The organism is Citrobacter koseri ATCC BAA-895, from assembly GCF_000018045.1.
Taxonomy (GTDB): domain Bacteria; phylum Pseudomonadota; class Gammaproteobacteria; order Enterobacterales; family Enterobacteriaceae; genus Citrobacter_B; species Citrobacter_B koseri.
In genome coordinates, this window is record NC_009792.1 from 2901328 (window position 1) to 2922129 (window position 20802).

The 20802-nt window shown below is 52.9% G+C and carries 14 protein-coding genes and 2 pseudogenes; 10 read left to right on the forward strand and 6 right to left on the reverse strand.

Translation table 11 applies throughout. The features are described from left to right. The first annotated feature begins 11 nt into the window (after positions 1 to 11). The 5 genes and pseudogenes from yihS to ompL all read left to right on the forward strand — a co-directional run bounded on the left by yihS (position 12) and on the right by ompL (position 7037). Positions 12 to 1253 (forward strand): sulfoquinovose isomerase, encoded by a 1242-nt coding sequence (gene yihS / locus CKO_RS13385; RefSeq protein ID WP_012133931.1) that lies wholly within the window; start codon positions 12 to 14, stop codon positions 1251 to 1253. Positions 1254 to 1363: 110 nt separating this feature from the next. Next, positions 1364 to 3388, forward strand: a pseudogene (locus CKO_RS13390) (alpha-glucosidase). Between the two features lie 45 nt (positions 3389 to 3433). Further along, positions 3434 to 4816, forward strand: a complete 1383-nt coding sequence (locus tag CKO_RS13395) for an MFS transporter (protein WP_012133934.1) — start codon at positions 3434 to 3436, stop codon at positions 4814 to 4816. Between the two features lie 45 nt (positions 4817 to 4861). After that, entirely contained in the window at positions 4862 to 6256 is a 1395-nt protein-coding gene (locus tag CKO_RS13400) for an MFS transporter (protein ID WP_012133935.1), read from the forward strand. A gap of 88 nt (positions 6257 to 6344) precedes the next feature. Then, entirely contained in the window at positions 6345 to 7037 is a 693-nt protein-coding gene (gene ompL / locus CKO_RS13405) for a porin OmpL (RefSeq protein WP_024130675.1), read from the forward strand. 111 nt (positions 7038 to 7148) lie between these two features. Here ompL and typA read toward each other — a convergent pair whose 3' ends face one another. Beyond that, positions 7149 to 8972 carry a ribosome-dependent GTPase TypA gene (typA, locus tag CKO_RS13410; protein WP_012133937.1) on the reverse strand — a complete coding sequence of 608 codons (1824 nt, stop codon included), beginning with the start codon at positions 8970 to 8972 and terminating at the stop codon, positions 7149 to 7151. A 377-nt stretch (positions 8973 to 9349) separates the two neighbouring features. On the opposite strand from typA, the gene glnA reads away from it, so the two are divergent. The 4 genes from glnA to CKO_RS23365 all read left to right on the forward strand — a co-directional run bounded on the left by glnA (position 9350) and on the right by CKO_RS23365 (position 13731). Further along, a complete protein-coding gene (gene glnA / locus CKO_RS13415) occupies positions 9350 to 10759 on the forward strand; it encodes a glutamate--ammonia ligase (RefSeq protein ID WP_024130676.1) in 1410 nt (469 codons plus the stop codon). A 279-nt stretch (positions 10760 to 11038) separates the two neighbouring features. Next, positions 11039 to 12088 (forward strand): nitrogen regulation protein NR(II), encoded by a 1050-nt coding sequence (gene glnL / locus CKO_RS13420; RefSeq protein WP_012133941.1) that lies wholly within the window; start codon positions 11039 to 11041, stop codon positions 12086 to 12088. Positions 12089 to 12099: 11 nt separating this feature from the next. Then, the gene (gene glnG, locus CKO_RS13425) at positions 12100 to 13509 is read left to right on the forward strand and encodes a nitrogen regulation protein NR(I) (protein ID WP_012133942.1); all 1410 of its coding nucleotides are present in this window, start codon (positions 12100 to 12102) and stop codon (positions 13507 to 13509) included. Between the two features lie 111 nt (positions 13510 to 13620). Beyond that, positions 13621 to 13731: a YshB family small membrane protein gene (locus tag CKO_RS23365; RefSeq protein WP_096753919.1), complete on the forward strand. Its 111-nt coding sequence runs from the start codon at positions 13621 to 13623 to the stop codon at positions 13729 to 13731. A gap of 90 nt (positions 13732 to 13821) precedes the next feature. Here the strand turns inward: CKO_RS23365 and hemN are convergent, their stop codons facing one another. The 3 genes and pseudogenes from hemN to CKO_RS13440 form a co-directional block, all read right to left on the reverse strand. Further along, a complete protein-coding gene (hemN, locus tag CKO_RS13430) occupies positions 13822 to 15195 on the reverse strand; it encodes an oxygen-independent coproporphyrinogen III oxidase (RefSeq protein WP_012133943.1) in 1374 nt (457 codons plus the stop codon). Positions 15196 to 15383: 188 nt separating this feature from the next. After that, positions 15384 to 15893, reverse strand: a complete 510-nt coding sequence (yihI, locus tag CKO_RS13435; protein WP_012133944.1) for a Der GTPase-activating protein YihI — start codon at positions 15891 to 15893, stop codon at positions 15384 to 15386. Between the two features lie 178 nt (positions 15894 to 16071). After that, positions 16072 to 16296, reverse strand: a pseudogene (locus tag CKO_RS13440) (hypothetical protein). A gap of 241 nt (positions 16297 to 16537) precedes the next feature. On the opposite strand from CKO_RS13440, the gene yihA reads away from it, so the two are divergent. Beyond that, positions 16538 to 17170 carry a ribosome biogenesis GTP-binding protein YihA/YsxC gene (gene yihA, locus CKO_RS13445; RefSeq protein ID WP_024130677.1) on the forward strand — a complete coding sequence of 211 codons (633 nt, stop codon included), beginning with the start codon at positions 16538 to 16540 and terminating at the stop codon, positions 17168 to 17170. A 287-nt stretch (positions 17171 to 17457) separates the two neighbouring features. On the opposite strand, the gene spfP is transcribed toward yihA, so the two are convergent. Both spfP and polA read right to left on the reverse strand, forming a co-directional pair. Further along, positions 17458 to 17505, reverse strand: coding sequence for a small protein SpfP (gene spfP, locus CKO_RS23860; RefSeq protein WP_071892919.1), 48 nt, complete (start codon positions 17503 to 17505; stop codon positions 17458 to 17460). Positions 17506 to 17672: 167 nt separating this feature from the next. Continuing rightward, positions 17673 to 20459, reverse strand: coding sequence for a DNA polymerase I (gene polA / locus CKO_RS13450; RefSeq protein WP_012133947.1), 2787 nt, complete (start codon positions 20457 to 20459; stop codon positions 17673 to 17675). Positions 20460 to 20802 lie beyond the last annotated feature (343 nt).

The window sequence follows — 20802 nt, forward strand, 5'->3', positions numbered from 1 at the left end:
AGGATGAAAGCATGAAATGGTTTAACACGTTGAGCCACAACCGCTGGCTGGAGCAAGAAACCGATCGCATTTTTGACTTTGGGAAAAAATCCGCAGTACCTACCGGTTTCGGCTGGCTGGGAAACCAGGGGCAGATCAGAGCGGAGATGGGTACGCACCTGTGGATTACCGCCCGTATGCTGCACGTTTATTCCGTTGCTGCATCAATGGGCCGTCCGGGCGCATATCAGTTAGTCGACCATGGTATTAACGCGCTGAACGGCGCGTTACGCGATCGGCGCTACGGCGGCTGGTATGCCTGTGTGAACGATGAAGGCGTGATGGACGCCTCCAAACAGGGATATCAGCATTTCTTCGTCCTGTTAGGGGCGGCAAGCGCCGTCACCACGGGCCATCCACAGGCCAGAAAACTGCTGGATGACGCGATCGAGGTCATCGAAAAATACTTCTGGAGCGAAGAGGAGCAGATGTGCCTGGAGTCCTGGGACGAAGCCTTCAGCCAGACCGAAGATTACCGTGGCGGCAACGCCAACATGCATGCCGTAGAGGCTTTTTTGATCGTGTACGACGTGACCCACGATCGTAAATGGCTCGACCGCGCGCTGCGCATCGCCTCCGTCATTATTCACGATGTGGCCCGCAACGGCGACTACCGCGTCAACGAGCACTTCGATGCGCAGTGGAACCCCATCCGCGATTACAACAAAGATAACCCTGCCCACCGTTTCCGCGCTTACGGCGGCACGCCGGGGCATTGGATCGAGTGGGGTCGCCTGATGCTGCACCTGCATGCGGCCCTGGAAGCGCGTTTTGAAACTCCGCCCGCCTGGCTGCTGGAAGATGCCAAAGGGTTATTCCACGCCACCCTTCGCGACGCCTGGGCGCCCGATGGCGCAGACGGCTTCGTCTACTCCGTGGACTGGGACGGCAAACCGATTGTACGTGAAAGAGTACGCTGGCCGATTGTGGAAGCAATGGGCACCGCTTACGCCCTGTATACCCTCACCGGCGATAGCCAATACGAAACCTGGTATCAGAAGTGGTGGGATTACTGCATCACTTATCTGATGGACTACGAGAACGGTTCGTGGTGGCAGGAGCTGGATACCAATAACCAGGTGACCACCAAAGTGTGGGACGGCAAGCAGGATATTTACCACCTGCTGCATTGCCTGGTGATCCCGCGCCTGCCGCTGGCGCCGGGGCTGGCACCCGCCGTTGCTGCGGGCCTGCTGGATAGCAACGCGAAATAACAATATGACATGCCGGATGGCGACGTTAAGGCGTCTTATCCGGCCGACGAGCGCCATGCTAACCGTAGGCAAGAGCGCTGCCGTCCGGCAACATTGAGGATAGAAAACTTATGCATACCCTACACAATATCACCCTGACAACAACCGATGACGGCTTCACCCTGAGCTGGCAAGATCGTCTGTTGCTATCCCACAGCGCAGAAAATCCCTGCCTGTGGATTGGTACCGGCGTCGCCGATATCGACATGTTTCGCGGTAATTTCAGCATAAAAGATAAGCTGAATGAGAAAATCGCGCTGACTGACGCAACGATAAGCCAGTCCCCGGATGGCTGGTTGATCCATTTCAATCGCGGCGATGCCATCAGCGCAGCGTTACACATCGCCACCGATGAGGCGGGCCGCCTGACGCTGAAACTGCAAAACAGCGATCTTACCCATAACCGCATCTGGTTACGCTTGGCCGCCCAGCCAGAAGATCACATCTATGGCTGCGGCGAACAATTCTCTTATTTCGATTTGCGCGGCAAGCCTTTCCCGCTCTGGACCAGCGAACAAGGCGTCGGGCGCAACAAAAACAGCTATGTCACCTGGCAGGCGGACTGCAAAGAAAACGCGGGCGGGGATTACTACTGGACCTTTTTCCCACAGCCCACTTTTGTCAGCACGCAAAAGTACTACTGCCACGTCGATAACAGCTGCTACATGAATTTCGACTTTAGCGCGCCGGAATACCATGAGCTGGCGCTATGGGAAGACAACGCCACCCTGCGTTTTGAATGCGCCGACAGCTACATCGCCCTGCTGGAAAAATTGACGGCGCTGTTAGGCCGCCAGCCGGTGTTGCCGGACTGGGTTTACGACGGCGTGACGCTCGGCATTCAGGGCGGCACCGACGTCTGCCAGCAGAAGCTGGACACCATGCGCAACGCAGGCGTGAAGGTGAATGGCATCTGGGCGCAGGACTGGTCCGGCATCCGCATGACCTCTTTCGGCAAACGCGTGATGTGGAACTGGAAGTGGAACAGCGACAACTATCCGCAGCTGGATACCCGTATCAAGCAGTGGCAAGAAGAAGGCGTGCAGTTCCTCTCCTACATCAATCCTTACGTCGCCAGCGATAAAGATCTTTGCGCCGAAGCAGCCAGACACGGTTATCTGGCAAAAGACGCTGCGGGCGATGACTATCTGGTTGAGTTCGGCGAGTTTTATGGCGGCGTCGTGGATTTGACCAATCCTGAAGCCTATGACTGGTTCAAGAATGTCATCAAGAAAAACATGATTGAGCTGGGTTGCGGCGGCTGGATGGCGGATTTCGGGGAATACCTGCCAACCGACACTTACCTGCATAACGGCGTCAGCGCGGAAATTATGCATAACGCCTGGCCGGCGCTGTGGGCGAAATGTAACTACGAAGCGCTACAAGAGACCGGCAAGCTGGGCGAGATCCTGTTCTTTATGCGTGCGGGTTATACCGGCAGCCAGAAATATTCCACCATGATGTGGGCGGGCGATCAGAACGTCGACTGGAGTCTGGACGACGGTCTCGCCTCCGTGGTGCCTGCCGCATTGTCGCTGGCGATGACGGGTCACGGTCTGCATCACAGCGATATTGGCGGTTATACCACCCTGTTCGACATGAAGCGCAGTAAAGAGCTGCTGCTGCGCTGGTGTGACTTCAGCGCCTTCACCCCGATGATGCGTACCCACGAAGGGAACCGCCCCGGCGATAACTGGTAGTTTGATGGCGACGCGGAAACCATCGCCCACTTTGCCCGTATGACAACCGTTTTTACCACCCTGAAACCGTATCTCAAACAGGCGGTGGCGCAGAACGCCAGAACCGGTCTGCCGGTCATGCGCCCGCTGTTCCTGCACTACGAGGACGATGCGCAGACCTACACCCTGAAATACCAGTATCTGCTGGGTCGCGACCTGCTGGTTGCGCCGGTCCACGAACAAGGACGCCGCGACTGGACGCTATATCTGCCTGAGGATAACTGGATCAACGCGTGGACGGGCGAAACGCTTCGCGGCGGCGAGATTACCGTGGACGCGCCGCTCGGCAAGCCTCCGGTCTTTTACCGTGCAGAGAGCGAGTGGGCATCACTGTTTGCCTCTTTACGCACTATCTAATACGGCTCGCCCGTGGGGAAACTCACGGGCATATGGAGAAAAATAATGAGTCAAACGTCATCAAATCCGGCGACCCTACGCTTGCCGTTTAAAGAAAAACTTGCCTATGGGATGGGTGATTTAGGCTCCAATATCCTGCTGGATATTGGTACGCTTTATTTACTTAAGTTTTATACCGATGTGCTGGGTCTACCGGGCACGTATGGCGGTATTATTTTCCTGATCGCCAAATTCTTTACCGCCTTCACCGATATGGGCACCGGGATTATGCTCGACTCGCGGCGTAAAATCGGCCCGAAAGGCAAGTTCCGTCCGTTCGTGCTCTATGCCGCGTTTCCGGTGACCCTGCTGGCCATCGCCAACTTTGTCGGCACGCCGTTTGAAATCACCGGTAAGACGGTGATGGCGACGGTGCTGTTTATGCTGTACGGCCTGTTCTTCAGCATGATGAACTGTTCGTATGGCGCGATGGTGCCCGCCATTACCAAAAACCCGGATGAGCGCGCCTCGCTTGCCGCCTGGCGTCAGGGCGGCGCCACGCTCGGCCTGCTGCTGTGCACCGTCGGTTTTGTTCCGGTGATGAATCTGATCGAAGGGAACGCACAGCTAAGCTATATTTTCGCCGCCACGCTGTTCTCACTGTTTGGCCTGCTGTTTATGTGGCTCTGCTACGCAGGCGTCAAAGAGCGTTATGTGGAGGTAAAACCGGTTGAAGCGACCGAAAAACCGGGGCTGCTCCAGTCGTTTCGCGCCATTGCCGGGAACCGTCCGCTGTTCATTTTATGTATCGCGAATCTCTGCACCCTGGGCGCTTTCAACGTTAAGCTGGCGATCCAGGTGTATTACACCCAGTACGTACTGAATGACCCGATCCTCCTCTCCTGGATGGGTTTTTTCAGCATGGGCTGCATTTTCATCGGCGTCTTTTTAATGCCCGGCGCGGTAAGACGCTTCGGCAAGAAAAAGGTCTACATCGGCGGCCTGCTGGTTTGGGTTATCGGCGATCTTCTCAACTACTTCTTTGGCGGCGGCTCGGTCAGTTTTGTCGCGTTTTCCTGCCTGGCGTTTTTCGGTTCAGCGTTTGTGAACAGCCTGAACTGGGCGCTGGTCTCCGACACGGTGGAATACGGTGAATGGCGCACCGGCGTGCGTTCAGAAGGAACGGTATACACCGGTTTTACCTTCTTCCGTAAGGTGTCTCAGGCGCTGGCGGGCTTCTTCCCCGGTTGGATGCTGACCCAAATCGGCTACGTGCCCAATGTGGTGCAATCGGCAGGCACTGTCGAAGGTTTGCGGCAGCTGATCTTTATTTATCCGTGCGCGCTGGCGGTGATAACCATCATCGCAATGGGATGTTTCTACAACCTCAACGAGAAGATGTATGTCCGCATCGTTGAAGAGATAGAAGCCCGTAAACAAACGGCTTAACAATGATAATAAAGGCGCCCTTCGGGGCGTTATTGAGGAGCGATTATGTCTGACCATGATCCGCTGACGCTAAAACTGAGCCTACGGGAAAAATATGCCTATGGCATGGGTGACTTCGGCTCAAATTTGATGCTGTGTATCGGTACGCTGTATCTGCTTAAGTTTTATACCGATGAACTGGGGATGCCCGCATATTACGGTGGGATTATCTTTCTGGTGGCGAAGTTCTTTACCGCGTTCACCGATATGTTGACGGGGGTGCTGCTGGATTCCCGTCGTCATATTGGCGCTAAAGGTAAGTTTCGCCCTTTCATTCTGTATGCATCATTTCCTGTCGCGCTGGTTGCCAGCGCGCAGTTTCTCGCCACCGATTTTACACTGACGGTCAAAACAGCGCTGGCAACCGTACTGTTCATGCTGTTTGGCCTGTTTTACAGCCTGATGAATTGCTCATACGGGGCGATGGTGCCCGCTATCACCAGAAACCCGCATGAGCGCGCCCAACTCGCAGCATGGCGTCAGGGCGGCGCAACGCTCGGTCTGTTGCTGTGTACCGTTGGCTTTATGCCGATTCAGGCGCTCTTCACCCAGTCATCTTCTCTGGGTTATCTGGTAGCCGCGTTGATTTTCTCCGTTTGCGGCCTGTTCAGTATGTGGTGGTGTTTCAGCGGGGTGAAAGAACGGTATATCGATATCGTTCCGGCCCACCATAAGCCCAGCATTCTTAAATCCTTCTGTGCGATTTTCCGCAATCCGCCGCTGCTGGTGCTCTGCGTGGCCAACTTATGTACGCTGGCCGCGTTTAACATCAAACTGGCGATTCAGGTCTATTACACCCAGTACGTGCTGAACGACATCCATTTGCTGTCATGGATGGGATTTTTCAGTATGGGGTGCATTCTGGTCGGCGTACTGCTGGTGCCCGTAACCGTAAAACGGTTTGGGAAAAAGCAGGTCTACCTCGGCGGCCTGACGCTGTGGGCTATCGGCGATGTGCTGAACTTTCTCTGGGGTGGAACCTCTTTCCTGTTCGTGATCTTCTCCTGCATGGCGTTTTTCGGCACCGCGTTCGTTAACAGCCTGAACTGGGCGCTGGTTCCTGATACGGTCGATTACGGCGAATGGAAAACAGGCATTCGTGCGGAAGGGTCGGTCTATACCGGTTATACCTTCTCACGAAAAATTTCTGCGGCGCTGGCGGGTTTCTTGCCCGGCATTATGCTGACGCAAATTGGCTACGTGCCGAACATAGCGCAAAGCGCGGAGACGTTACTTGGCCTACGTCAGTTGATATTTCTCTGGCCATGCGGCCTGGCGATTATCGCCGCACTCACAATGGGCTTTTTTTATAAGCTCAATGAAAAACGTTTTGCTTTTATTATTGAGGAAATTAGCCAACGAAAGAAACAATCGATACAAACCGGCGTTGTAAGCCATTAAAAAACCTCTGTTCTAATTAAATAAAATAATTGCCGCTCTATCCATTTCGATGGATAGCGGCTCCCTACGCTTAAAAAATGGATTTACTATGAAAACGTTGAACACAATAATGCTGTTATCCTCTGTTATCTCCACTTCTGTTTTTGCGGGCGCTTATGTGGAAAACCGCGAGGCCTATAATCTGGCATCCGATCAAATGGAATTCATGCTGCGCGTTGGCTACAACTCCGATATGGGGGCTGGAATTATGTTGACCAACACCTATACGCTACAGCGTGATGATGAATTAAAGCATGGTTATAATGAAATTGAGGGTTGGTATCCGTTATTTAAACCGACGGACCGGTTAACCATTCAACCCGGTGGTCTGATAAACGATAAAAGCATCGGTTCTGGCGGCGCTGTTTATCTGGACGTCAATTATAAATTCACACCGTGGTTTAATCTGACGGTTCGTAACCGTTACAACCATAATAACTACAGTTCTACTGATTTAAATGGTGAATTAGATAATAACGATAGCTATGAAATCGGCAACTACTGGAATTTCATCATTACTGATAAATTTTCTTATACCTTTGAGCCACACTATTTTTATAATGTGAATGATTTTAACAGCAGCAACGGAACCAAACACCACTGGGAAATTACCAATACTTTCAGATACCGGATTAACCAGAACTGGCTGCCGTACTTAGAGTTACGTTGGTTGGATCGCAATGTGGAGCCCTACCATCGGGAGCAAAACCAGATTCGTGTCGGGGTAAAATATTTCTTCTGAACAGGATAATAAAAAAGCCGCTGAAATCAGCGGCTTTTTGTTGCCGGATGGCGGCTAACGCCTTATCCGGCCTACGAATCGGAGTTATCAGGCCGATTTTGTAAGCCCGTATTACTCTTCTTTCGCGCCACGCATTGCACGACGACGATCGTTTTCCGTCAGGTGACGTTTACGAATACGGATAGAGGTTGGAGTCACTTCTACCAGTTCGTCGTCATCGATGAACTCCAGAGCCTGCTCCAGGGTCATCTTGATTGGCGGAACCAGAACCGTTGCTTCGTCAGTACCAGACGCACGCATGTTGGTCAGTTTCTTACCGGTCAGGCAGTTTACGGTCAGGTCGTTAGAACGGCTGTGAATACCGATGATCTGGCCTTCGTAAACTTCCGCGCCGTGACCCAGGAACAGCTTACCGCGATCCTGCAAACCGAACAGTGCGAACGCAACCGCTTTACCCTGACCGTTGGAGATCAGTACGCCGTTCTGACGCTGGCCCACTTCGCCCGGACGGATATCGTCGTAGTGGCTGAAGGTGGAGTACAGCAGACCCGTACCGGAGGTCATGGTCATGAACTCTGAACGGAAACCGATCAGACCTCGGCTTGGGATCACGTAGTCGAGACGTACGCGGCCTTTGCCATCTGGATTCATGTTTTTCAGGTCGCCTTTACGCTCGCCCAGCGCCTGCATCACAGAACCCTGGTGCTGCTCTTCGACGTCCAGCGTGACGTTTTCGTACGGCTCCTGTTTACGGCCGTCGATTTCGCGGAAGATAACTTTCGGACGGGAAACCGCCATCTCGAAACCTTCACGACGCATGTTTTCAATCAGAACGGACAGGTGCAGTTCACCACGACCGGATACACGGAACGCGTCCGCATCTTCGGTTTCTTCAACGCGCAGCGCAACGTTGTGTACCAGTTCTTTGTTCAGACGCTCAAGGATCTGACGAGAGGTCACGTATTTACCTTCTTTGCCGCAGAACGGAGAGGTGTTTACGCAGAAGAACATAGAAACGGTCGGCTCATCAACAGACAGCGCTGGCAGCGCTTCAACATTCTGCGGATCGCAGATGGTGTCGGAGATGTTCAGCTCGCCCAGACCGGTGATTGCAATGATATCGCCCGCTTCCGCCAGGTCGCTATCAATACGTTCCAGACCCAGGTGAGTCAGCACTTTGCCCACTTTACCGTTACGGGTTTTGCCTTCGCTATCGATGATAGTGATTTGCTGGTTCGGCTTCACTTTACCGCGCTTGATACGACCAATGCCGATAACGCCAACATAGTTGTTGTAGTCCAGCTGAGAGATCTGCATCTGGAGCGGGCCGTCCAGGTCAACGTCCGGTGCCGGTACGTGGTCAACGATCGCCTGATACAGCGGGGTCATGTCTTCCGCCATATCTTCGTGATCCAGACCTGCGATACCGTTCAGCGCCGAAGCGTAGATGATCGGGAAGTCCAGCTGTTCGTCGGTCGCGTCGAGGTTAACGAACAGGTCGAATACCTGGTCTACAACCCAGTCAGGGCGCGCGCCAGGACGGTCAACTTTGTTGATAACAACAATCGGCTTCAGGCCATGAGCAAAGGCTTTTTTGGTCACGAAGCGCGTCTGCGGCATCGGGCCGTCAAATGCGTCAACCACCAGCAGCACGGAGTCTACCATGGACATTACACGTTCAACTTCACCACCGAAGTCGGCGTGTCCTGGGGTATCAACGATGTTGATACGGTAATCATTCCATTTGATAGCAGTGTTTTTAGCGAGGATGGTAATCCCACGCTCTTTCTCCAAATCGTTGGAGTCCATCACACGCTCTTGAGTTTCGGCACGCGCATCAAACGTACCGGATTGCTGTAGCAGCTTATCGACCAGGGTAGTTTTACCGTGGTCAACGTGCGCGATGATGGCGATGTTACGCAAATTTTCGATCACAACTTTGCCTCAGGCATTAGAAATAGCGCGTTATTGTACACGGATTAATCGCACTACAAAACAGGATCACAGAGATCCTCCGCAAACAAGTATTGCAGAGTTTCTTTGTGATCGCTTTCACGGAGCGTTAAAAGGGTCACTCACTGTCCATTGCACCAACATGGTGCTTAATGTTCACATTAAAGCACTATATTGGTGCAACATATCCACTATGGTGCGGCCCTTTTGCACGATGGTGCGCATGATAACGCCTTTTAGGGGCAATTTAAAAGTTGGCACAGATTTCGCTTTGTATTTTTTACGGCGACACGGCCAATTTTTGCAGAATTGAAGACTTCGTTACCACGACGACAATGACCAATCCGGGAGAGTTAAGTATGTCCGCTGAACACGTTTTGACGATGCTGAATGAGCATGAAGTGAAGTTTGTTGATTTGCGCTTCACCGATACCAAAGGTAAAGAACAGCACGTCACGATTCCTGCTCATCAGGTGAATGCCGAATTCTTTGAAGAAGGCAAAATGTTTGACGGCTCCTCGATCGGTGGCTGGAAAGGTATCAACGAATCCGACATGGTTCTGATGCCGGACGCATCCACTGCGGTCATTGACCCGTTCTACGCTGATTCTACGCTGATTATTCGTTGCGACATCCTGGAGCCAGGCACCCTGCAAGGTTACGATCGCGACCCGCGTTCCATCGCCAAGCGCGCGGAAGAGTACCTGCGCTCTACCGGCATCGCAGACACCGTTCTGTTCGGGCCAGAGCCAGAGTTCTTCCTGTTTGACGATATCCGCTTCGGTTCTTCTATCTCCGGTTCCCACGTCGCTATCGACGATATCGAAGGCGCATGGAACTCCTCCACCCAGTACGAAGGTGGCAACAAAGGTCACCGTCCGGCAGTAAAAGGCGGTTACTTCCCGGTTCCGCCGGTAGACTCTTCTCAGGACATCCGTTCTGAAATGTGTTCCGTTATGGAGCAAATGGGTCTGGTTGTAGAAGCACACCACCACGAAGTGGCAACCGCAGGTCAGAACGAAGTGGCAACCCGCTTCAACACCATGACCAAAAAAGCGGACGAAATTCAGATCTACAAATACGTTGTGCACAACGTCGCTCACCGTTTCGGTAAAACTGCGACCTTTATGCCAAAACCGATGTTCGGCGATAACGGTTCCGGTATGCACTGCCACATGTCCCTGTCCAAAAACGGGACTAACCTGTTCTCCGGCGACAAATATGCGGGTCTGTCTGAGCAGGCGCTGTACTACATCGGCGGCGTAATCAAACACGCAAAAGCGATCAACGCCCTGGCGAACCCGACCACCAACTCCTACAAGCGTCTGGTCCCGGGTTATGAAGCACCGGTCATGCTGGCCTACTCCGCCCGTAACCGTTCTGCCTCTATCCGTATTCCGGTTGTGGCCTCTCCGAAAGCGCGTCGTATCGAAGTGCGCTTCCCGGACCCGGCTGCGAACCCGTACCTGTGCTTTGCCGCTCTGCTGATGGCGGGTCTTGACGGTATTAAGAACAAGATCCACCCAGGCGAAGCGATGGACAAAAACCTGTATGACCTGCCGCCGGAAGAAGCGAAAGAGATCCCACAGGTTGCAGGCTCTCTGGAAGAAGCGCTCAACGAGCTGGATATTGACCGCGAATTCCTGAAAGCAGGCGGCGTGTTCACTGATGAAGCGATCGACGCGTACATCGCCCTGCGCATTGAAGAAAATGACCGCGTGCGCATGACGCCGCACCCGGTAGAGTTTGAGCTGTACTACAGCGTTTAATCGTTGAGTTGCCGTGGAACTTTTAGCCTGTTCAGGCAGGTTTGAGATTGATGGCGAATGATAAGACGCCTGATGGCGCAAGCTTATCAGGCCTACCGGTAACATCACCTTGTAGGCCGGATAAGGCAAAGCCGCCATCCGGCACAACGTTTGCCACTCATCTGTAGCCCATCACACGATGGGCTTTTTTCTCCACCAACGTTCTGATCCCACGCGCTTTTTACACGTAAAAAGCTATAATGCACTAAATTGGTGCAAACTATTCCAGGAGACTGCTAAATGGCAACAGGCACGCAGCCCGATGCTGGGCAGATCCTCAATTCTTTAATCAACAGCATTTTACTGGTCGACGACGAGCTGGCGGTGCATTACGCCAACCCGGCCGCACAACAGCTGCTCGCCCAAAGCGCCCGCAAGCTGTTTGGTACGCCGCTGCCTGAGCTGTTGAGCTATTTTTCATTAAATATTGGGCTGATGCGCGAAAGCCTGGAAGCAGGTCAGGGATTTACGGACAACGAAGTCACGCTGGTGATCGACGGACGCTCCCATATTCTCTCGCTAACCGCCCAGCGCCTGCCGGATAACTTCATCCTGCTGGAAATGGCGCCGATGGATAACCAGCGTCGCCTGAGCCAGGAACAGCTTCAGCATGCCCAGCAAATCGCCGCCCGCGACCTGGTGCGCGGTCTGGCGCATGAGATCAAAAACCCGCTTGGTGGTTTACGCGGCGCGGCCCAACTGCTCAGTAAAGCCCTGCCTGACCCGGCGTTGCTGGAGTACACCAAAGTCATTATTGAGCAGGCCGACAGGCTGCGTAATCTGGTTGACCGACTGCTGGGACCGCAACAGCCGGGTATGCACGTCACGGAGAGTATCCACAAAGTCGCAGAACGCGTCGTCGCACTGGTGTCGATGGAGCTGCCAGAGAACGTCACGATGATTCGTGATTACGACCCCAGTCTGCCGGAACTGCCTCACGACCCGGACCAGATTGAACAGGTCCTGCTGAACATCGTGCGTAACGCCTTACAGGCGTTAGGGCCGGAAGGCGGTGAAATCATTCTGCGTACCCGTACCGCATTCCAGCTGACGCTGCATGGCGTGCGTTATCGCCTGGCGGCACGCATCGACGTTGAGGACAACGGGCCGGGTATTCCGTCCCATTTACAGGACACGCTGTTTTACCCGATGGTCAGCGGTCGCGAAGGCGGCACCGGGCTGGGCTTATCCATTGCCCGTAATTTGATTGATCAGCATTCCGGCAAAATTGAATTTACCAGTTGGCCGGGTCATACCGAGTTCTCGGTTTACCTGCCTATCAGGAAATAAAGGTGACGTTTATGCAACGAGGGATAGTCTGGGTAGTCGATGACGATAGTTCCATCCGTTGGGTGCTTGAACGTGCGCTCGCCGGGGCGGGATTACATTGCACCACATTTGAAAGCGGCAACGAAGTGCTGGACGCGCTGGCGAGTAAAACGCCGGATGTCCTGCTGTCGGATATCCGTATGCCGGGAATGGACGGACTGGCGCTGTTAAAACAGATCAAACAGCGTCACCCCATGCTTCCGGTCATCATAATGACGGCGCATTCCGATCTCGATGCCGCCGTCAGCGCTTATCAACAAGGCGCGTTTGATTATCTGCCAAAGCCTTTTGATATTGACGAAGCGGTCGCGCTGGTTGAACGCGCGATCAGCCATTATCAGGAGCAGCAACAGCCGCGCAATGTCCAGATCAACGGCCCGACAACCGATATCATCGGCGAAGCGCCCGCGATGCAGGATGTCTTTCGCATTATTGGCCGCCTCTCACGCTCGTCTATCAGCGTGCTGATCAACGGCGAGTCCGGGACCGGTAAAGAGCTGGTCGCCCATGCGCTGCATCGCCATAGCCCACGCGTAAAAGCTCCCTTTATCGCCCTGAATATGGCGGCTATTCCGAAGGATTTGATCGAGTCCGAACTGTTTGGTCATGAAAAAGGGGCGTTCACCGGGGCGAATACCATTCGTCAGGGGCGCTTTGAGCAGGCCGACGGCGGCACGCTGTTTCTCGATGAGATCGGCGATATGCCGCTGGATGTGCAGACGCGTTTGCTACGCGTCTTAGCCGATGGGCAGTTTTACCGCGTTGGTGGCTATGCGCCGGTGAAGGTTGATGTGCGGATTATCGCCGCCACCCATCAGAACCTGGAATTACGCGTACAGGAAGGTAAGTTCCGTGAAGATCTGTTCCACCGCCTGAACGTGATTCGCGTACATTTGCCGCCGCTGCGCGAGCGCCGGGAAGATATTCCACGCCTGGCGCGGCATTTCCTGCAAGTGGCTGCCCGCGAACTGGGCGTCGAAGCCAAATTGCTCCACCCGGAAACCGAAGCGGCGCTGACGCGTCTGGCCTGGCCTGGCAACGTGCGTCAACTGGAGAATACCTGCCGTTGGTTAACGGTGATGGCCGCCGGACAGGAGGTTCTGATTCAGGACTTACCCGGCGAGCTGTTTGAAGCCACGGTGCCAGACAGCCAGTCGCACATACAGTCAGACAGTTGGGCCACATTGCTGGCGCAGTGGGCGGATCGCGCGTTGCGTTCCGGTCATCAAAACCTGCTTTCTGAAGCGCAGCCTGAGCTGGAGCGTACGCTGTTAACCACCGCGCTGCGTCATACCCAGGGGCATAAACAGGAAGCGGCACGGCTGCTGGGATGGGGTCGTAACACCCTGACTCGCAAGCTAAAAGAGCTGGGTATGGAGTGACGATTCGTCGTTGTGTAAAGATTAATATTTAAGCGCAAATTGCCGTTATTTTGCGCTTTACTGTTCCGATGAGTTGAGTATGATCATGCCCGGCAAACAGGGGGAATCATCATGCTGGAATCATTAATCAATCTGGTATCGAGCGGAGCGGTCGACAGCCACACGCCACAAACTGCGGTTGCCGCAGTACTGTGTGCAGCGCTGGTTGGGCTGTTTAGCTAAATGCGTGCCGGATGGCGCTACCGCTTATCCGACCTACGGTTGATGTTAACTTGTAGGCCCGGTAAGCGGTAGCGCCACCGGGCAACGCCACTAAATCACCCGTGAGAACTGCTGCATCCGCGCTTTCTGGCGCAGATAAGCATCAAAGCACATACAGATGTTACGGATCAGCAGACGGCCTTTCGGCGTAACCTGAATCCCCTTATCATCCACATCCACCAGCCCATCTTTCGCCAGCGGCGCCAGCAGCGCTAAATCTTCCGCAAAGTACGCCGCGAAGTTGAGATCCCACTGCTGTTCAACCGCTGCGTAATCGAGACGGAAGTTGCAGATCAGCGACTTAATAATATCCCGACGAATGCAGTCATCGCGGGTCAGCACAATGCCGCGCCATAACGCATTCCCCAGCTCATCCACCTGCTGATAGTAGTGCTTCAGCTCTTTCTGGTTCTGCGCGTAGCTGTCGCCAATCATACTGATGGCGGAAACGCCCAACCCCAGCAGGTCCGTATCGCCCTGAGTGGTATAGCCCTGGAAGTTACGATGCAGAACGCCCTCACGCTGGGCAACGGCCAGTTCGTCATCCGGGCGGGCAAAGTGATCCATCCCGATGAACTGATAGCCCGTCTCCGTCAGCGACGAGATGGTCTCTTGCAGGATATCGAGTTTTTGCTGCGCGCTGGGCAGGTCGGCCTCTTTGATTTTGCGCTGAGCGGCGAATAACGTGGGCAAATGAGCGTAGTTAAAGACACTCAGGCGATCGGGGCTCAGCTCTGCCACGCGTCTGAGCGTAAAGGCGAAGCTTTCCGGCGTTTGCTTTGGCAACCCGTAAATCAGATCGATATTCGTCGAGGTGAAGCCTATCTCGCGCGCATGATTGAGCAGCGAGAAGATAAACTCTTCATCCTGCTCGCGGTTAACCAGACGCTGAACGTCTTTATTGAAATCCTGCACCCCCATACTCAGGCGGTTAAACCCTTGCGCACGTAAATGATCGAGCACATCCAGCTCAATTTCACGGGGATCGACTTCGATCGAGATTTCGACGTCGTCGTTAAAATGAAAGTTTCCACGCAGAAGCGTCATTAACCGACTGATTTGCGCTTTATTCAGGTACGTTGGCGTTCCGCCGCCCCAGTGCAGTTGACTAACGCGACGTCCGGCAAACAGCGGCGCGCGATGAATAATTTCTTGTTCAAGCGCATCGAGATATTGGTCGGCCTTATGCTGCTGGCGGGTCACAATCTTGTTGCAACCGCAGAAGTAGCACAATTTATGGCAAAACGGGATATGAACGTACAGAGACAGCGGACGTTCAGGGTAACGCGCCACAGCGTGCTGAAATGCCTCTTCGCCGTAGTCTTCCGAAAACTCCAGCGCTGTGGGATACGAGGTATATCGTGGCCCGGAATAGTTATATTTCTGGATCAGGGCCAGATCCCAGTCTATCAACTGTTCAGACATGCTCACTCCTTCCGATGGCGTCGCTGGCGGGTACGGCGTACCGGCTTTACCCCACTACGGGTAATAAACCGGTTGCGCAGCCACTTCTGTCGCCGCGACAACCGCTGTAGTTTAACGAATAACCACACCAGATAACATACAACCGGAAGGGTTATAAGCAGGACGGGAAGGCCCACGGTGTAAACCCGTTAGTTGCCGCCCCGGAGCAGGCGCATCATATCTTCCTGCTTTTCGTCCTCTTCCTCTTCTTCATCGTCATCATAAGAGAGGCCCAACTTCTGCATCAGCTCATCAATACGATCCAGTTTGGCATCTACCCAGGTTTGGTCTTCCGCACTCAGGGTTTCGCCTGCTTCCAGACGTTCCAGCAGCGCATCCAGGCGCTCATCCGTTTCCAGTAAATCCAACTCAGCCTGCGGTGAAAGCATAGGTTTCTCACTCTTCGGTTTGTGCTGTTTGGTGACTTTTTCGGTCACACCCAGGGGAATGGGGGTTTTACTGCCAATTCGTGGATCTTTCTGCTTGTTCTGGTTTTTACCGCCTGAAGCCGCGTTGTCACCTGTCGCACGGCTCCCCGCCGCATGACCACGGTGTTTTTTCTGACGCTTACGGTCGCGCGCTTCCTGATTCAGCTCTTCGCGTGTTTTACGACGCGCTTTTGCGGGACCTTTACCGCGTGGTGTAGAAGTTGATTTCATAGTGATTCGTCTTTGGCTGTTTTAGTCAGTATATACTCTAAATAATTCGAGTTGCAGGAAGTCAACGCACATGCAACCTGAAGTATGACGAGTTTCATTTGCCGCGGAATCTAGCAGAAACCCTATAAAGAAAAAAGGCGACAGAGTAATCTGTCGCCTTTTTTGCTGTCTAACAACCCTAACGGGCTCTACGATCCCTGTTGGCTACCAACACGCCCTGTTTTTCCCTTAGCCTGAAACATTCCGTGTTGTTTCCATTTCCTTTTACTAACGTCTCCGAACGTTTGTCTTCCTGACAAATCCTGCGTCTTCGCCTCCTAGCGCTCCTGACCCTCATCCTGAGTCGTAATCCTGACAGCTTCCTCGCTATGGATGCTACTTTACTCTTCTGGCATAAACGCACAAGTAATCGAAACGCGAATGTCCACTTTTCAGAATATTGCCTGAAACATAACGTTATGATTTTATTATTTTATCTTAATTTTCGGTCTGCGCTTACTCTGAAATTTCGCATAAGAACAATCGGCAATGTCTCACAAAGAGCATGGTTTTAGCTTACACACACCCCGCATGCTGAAAAATCCGTCTTTTGCCGCTGTTCAGGTATAATCGCTGCAAAGCTTTGACTGACGGAGACGACCGCTTTGACTAATTTGAATTATCAACAGACGCACTTTGTGATGAGTGCGCCTGATATTCGCCATTTACCTTCCGATACCGGAATCGAAGTGGCTTTTGCTGGCCGTTCCAATGCAGGCAAATCCAGCGCGCTGAACACGCTTACGAATCAGAAGAGTCTGGCGCGTACATCCAAAACACCGGGCCGTACTCAGCTCATCAACCTGTTTGAGGTGGTTGAAGGCAAACGTCTGGTTGACCTGCCCGGCTATGGCTATGCAGAAGTCCCGGAAGAGATGAAGCGTAAGTGGCAACGCGCGCTGGGCGAATATCTGGAAAAACGTCAGAGCCTGCAAGGCCTGGTGGTACTGATGGATATCCGTCACCCGTTAAAAGATCTCGACCAGCAGATGATCCAGTGGGCCGTAGAGAGCAACATTCAGGTTCTGGTTTTACTCACCAAAGCGGACAAACTGGCCAGCGGCGCACGTAAAGCGCAGTTGAATATGGTGCGTGAAGCGGTACTGGCCTTTAACGGCGATGTGCAGGTAGAAACGTTTTCTTCCCTGAAGAAGCAAGGCGTGGATAAATTACGTCAGAAACTGGATAGCTGGTTTAACGATCTGGCTCCCGTGGAAGAGACGCAGGACGGGGAATAACCCACCGATATGCCGGATGGCGCCGCTGCGCGTCTTATCCGGCCTACAGTTCTTTATTCTTGCTCTAAGGCGGCAACACAGCAAATCCCCAGGAGCTTACATAAGTAAGTGACTGGGGTGAGCGACAAATCTGTCTGGAACAGATTTGAACGCCGCGAAGCGGCGGCCCGTAAGGGTGAGGCTCATGGATGAGCCGAGTAATTCGAAGCCAACGCGTATGCAGCTTGAAGTATGACGAGCAAAATAAAAAACGCCCCAGTCATTACTGACTGGGGCGGCTAAAATATTCAGCCAAATCCGATTACGTGAAGTAAAAGGTCTGAAAGATAGAACATCTTACCTCTGTACCCTACGCGAATAACTTTACTCTTTTTTGAGCAGCTCAGAAAGCACTTTTTGTTAATTTTTTTTCATTCTTTACATAGGGAATTCTAATGATCATCACAAAACGTTCTATCTTATGTTGCTTAGTTACGAAAAAAGCGCGTTATTCAGTAAAGCCTTAGTGCGCCTGATCCCAGTTTTCGCCGCTACCCACTTCCACCAGCAACGGCACATCAATACGCGTGCAGTTTTCCATCAGTTGATGGATCTTTTTCGATACCACGTCGAGATCATCTTTATGCACTTCGAACACCAGTTCATCGTGTACCTGCATGATCATACGCACGCGCGGCTGTTCATCTTGCAGCCATTTATCGACGGCAATCATAGCGCGCTTGATGATGTCTGCTGCCGTCCCCTGCATCGGAGCGTTGATGGCGGCACGTTCCGCACCGGCACGACGCGCAGCATTGCTGGATTTAATATCCGGCAAGTAGAGACGACGCCCTTCCAGCGTTTCAACATAACCTCGCTCTTTTGCCTGAGCGCGCGTGCGTTCCATATATTCCAGTACGCCAGGGTAGCGTTCGAAGTAGAGATCCATGTACTTCTGCGCCTCTTTGCGCGGAATATTGAGCTGACGCGCCAGACCGAATGCGCTCATGCCGTAGATCAGACCAAAGTTAATCGCTTTGGCGCTGCGGCGCTGTTCAGCCGTAACGCTCTCCAGCGGCAGTCCAAACACTTCAGCAGCCGTCGCCCGGTGGATATCTTTTCCTTCGGCAAAGGCGGTTAACAAACCTTTATCGCGGGAAAGGTGCGCCATAATACGCAGCTCAATCTGCGAGTAGTCCGCTGATGCGATGACGTAATCTTGCGGAGCGATAAACGCCTGACGGATACGGCGTCCTTCCTCGTTACGTACCGGAATATTTTGCAGGTTAGGATCGGTAGACGATAAACGCCCCGTCGCGGTTACCGCCTGATGATAAGAGGTATGCACTCGCCCGGTTTTCGGGTTGATCATCAGCGGGAGTTTATCGGTGTAGGTTGATTTCAGCTTCGCCAGCCCGCGATATTCCAGAATCACCTTCGGCAGCGGATAGTCCAGCGCCAGCTCTTCCAGCACCTCTTCCGAGGTGGACGGCGCACCGCCCGGCGTTTTCTTCAGCGGCTTAATACCCTGTTTTTCAAACAGAATGGTTTGCAACTGTTTGGTAGAAGAGAGGTTAAATTCTTCTCCGGCGATCTCATGCGCCTTCTTCTCCAGCTCCGCCAGACGCAGCGTGATCTCCTCTGAATGCTTGTGCAGCACGGCAGGGTCGATTTTTACACCGTTACGCTCTACGCGGGAAAGCACCGGCACCAGCGGCATTTCGATATTCTCGAAGACATTCAGCGGCCCTTTGTACTGCTGTAGCTCTGGCCACATTTTCAAATGCAGCTGTAACGTAACGTCCGCATCTTCTGCGGCATAACGTCCGGCCTCTTCCAGGGCAATCTGGTTAAAGGTCAGCTGATTTTTGCCTTTACCGGCAATCTCTTCAAAAGTGATGGTCTTATGCTTCAACCAGCGTTCGGACAGGCTGTCCATATCATGGCGGCCAGCAACGCTGTTCAGGATGTAGGATTCGAGCATAGTGTCAAAAGCAATACCGCGCAGCTCAATGCCATAGTTTTGCAATACGCCGCGATCGTACTTCAGGTTTTGCCCAACCTTACGCGCCTTCTCATCTTCCAGCAGCGGCTTCAATAGCTCCAGCGCTCGCTCGCGGGAAATCTGATCGGGTGCATCCAGGTAGTCATGCGCCACGGGAACATAGGCCGCCACGCCCGGTTCAATAGCAAAAGAGAGACCGACCAGATTCGCCGCATGGTTATCCAGGCTGTCCGTTTCGGTATCAAATGCAAAAACGGGCGCCTTTTTCAGCGTCTCAATCCAGCTTTCCAGCGTCTCTTCATCCAGGATAGTGACGTAGTTATCGTAAGAAAGCGCGGTCGCAGGCACGTCTGGCGTTTCATCAATAACAATGGATTCCTGCGGTTTTGCTGCGGGCTTCGCACCTTTCGCCTGTAGCCATTTACCCGCTTCCACATCGGTGGTCCAGCGCTTAAATTCATATTTCTTAAACAGGCCAAGCAACTCTTCAGCCGCTGGTTGTTGTACTTCAAGCTGATCGCAGCTTAGCTCCAGTTCGACATCCGTTTTGATGGTAGCCAGTTGATAAGAGAGGTAAGCCACCTCTTTATTCTGCTCAAGCTTCCCGGCCATGGTTTTCGCGCCACGGAAGGTTAAGCCCGCAATTTTATCTGATTCGGCATACAGGGTATCCAGCCCGCCTAACCCCTGAAGGAGCGCCTGGGCGGTTTTTTCACCCACGCCCGGCACGCCAGGAATGTTATCGGAAGAGTCGCCCATCAGCGCCAGGAAATCGATGATCAATTCGGGTGGAACACCGTACTTGTTCACGACTTCATCCGGGCCCAGAATCGTATTGGTCATGGTATTAATCAGCGTGATATTTGGCGTCACCAGCTGGGCCATATCTTTGTCACCGGTGCTGATCAGCACCGGACGGCCCACCTTCTCGGCTTCACGCGCCAGCGTACCGATAACGTCGTCCGCTTCCACGCCCGAAACGGCCAGCAGCGGCAGGCCCATCGCTTTTACCATCGCATGCAGCGGTTCAATCTGCGCACGCAGGTCATCAGGCATCGGCGGGCGATGCGATTTGTAATGTTCAAATAACTCATCACGGAAGGTTTTACCCTTGGCATCAAATACCACTGCGGCATGCGTCGGCTGATACTGCATAATCAGGCTGCGCAGCATGTTGAGAACACCGTACATCGCCCCTGTAGGCTCCCCTGCGCTGTTCGTCAGAGGAGGAAAGGCGTGATACGCGCGATAGAGATAAGATGAGCCATCTACAAGGATAAGTGGGTTTTCTGGGATCTGAACCATAATGTCCGTGCCTGTTTATCAGATTATGGGTAAAGGATGCCACAGACAGGATGAAAACATGAGTTTTTCGCCGCATTTGTCGAAAAAGTTTTGTAGATCTTCTGGATCGCTCGCAAAGCGAGCTGTGGATAACTTTGTGCATAAATTATTACATTTCATTTAATTTCATCCTGATGATTTAATTTTCATTAAACTTACTCATATTTTTCAATATGTTAATTAAATCACCAGAACTTTATCCCATTATTCAGCGTCATCTCAGTGTGTGGATAGATATCAATATTTTTTCTGTTTCGCTAAGACCCGTCATTTGATGCGTTTTCTGATAAAATCAGCCCCTTGC

Coding starts and splice junctions, on each gene's coding strand:
- yihS (WP_012133931.1), top strand. CDS start 12: ATGAAATGGTTTAACACGTTGAGCCACAACCGCTGGCTGGAGCAAGAA.
- CKO_RS13395 (WP_012133934.1), top strand. CDS start 3,434: ATGAGTCAAACGTCATCAAATCCGGCGACCCTACGCTTGCCGTTTAAA.
- CKO_RS13400 (WP_012133935.1), top strand. CDS start 4,862: ATGTCTGACCATGATCCGCTGACGCTAAAACTGAGCCTACGGGAAAAA.
- ompL (WP_024130675.1), top strand. CDS start 6,345: ATGAAAACGTTGAACACAATAATGCTGTTATCCTCTGTTATCTCCACT.
- glnA (WP_024130676.1), top strand. CDS start 9,350: ATGTCCGCTGAACACGTTTTGACGATGCTGAATGAGCATGAAGTGAAG.
- glnL (WP_012133941.1), top strand. CDS start 11,039: ATGGCAACAGGCACGCAGCCCGATGCTGGGCAGATCCTCAATTCTTTA.
- glnG (WP_012133942.1), top strand. CDS start 12,100: ATGCAACGAGGGATAGTCTGGGTAGTCGATGACGATAGTTCCATCCGT.
- CKO_RS23365 (WP_096753919.1), top strand. CDS start 13,621: ATGCTGGAATCATTAATCAATCTGGTATCGAGCGGAGCGGTCGACAGC.
- hemN (WP_012133943.1), bottom strand. CDS start 15,195: ATGTCTGAACAGTTGATAGACTGGGATCTGGCCCTGATCCAGAAATAT.
- yihI (WP_012133944.1), bottom strand. CDS start 15,893: ATGAAATCAACTTCTACACCACGCGGTAAAGGTCCCGCAAAAGCGCGT.
- polA (WP_012133947.1), bottom strand. CDS start 20,459: ATGGTTCAGATCCCAGAAAACCCACTTATCCTTGTAGATGGCTCATCT.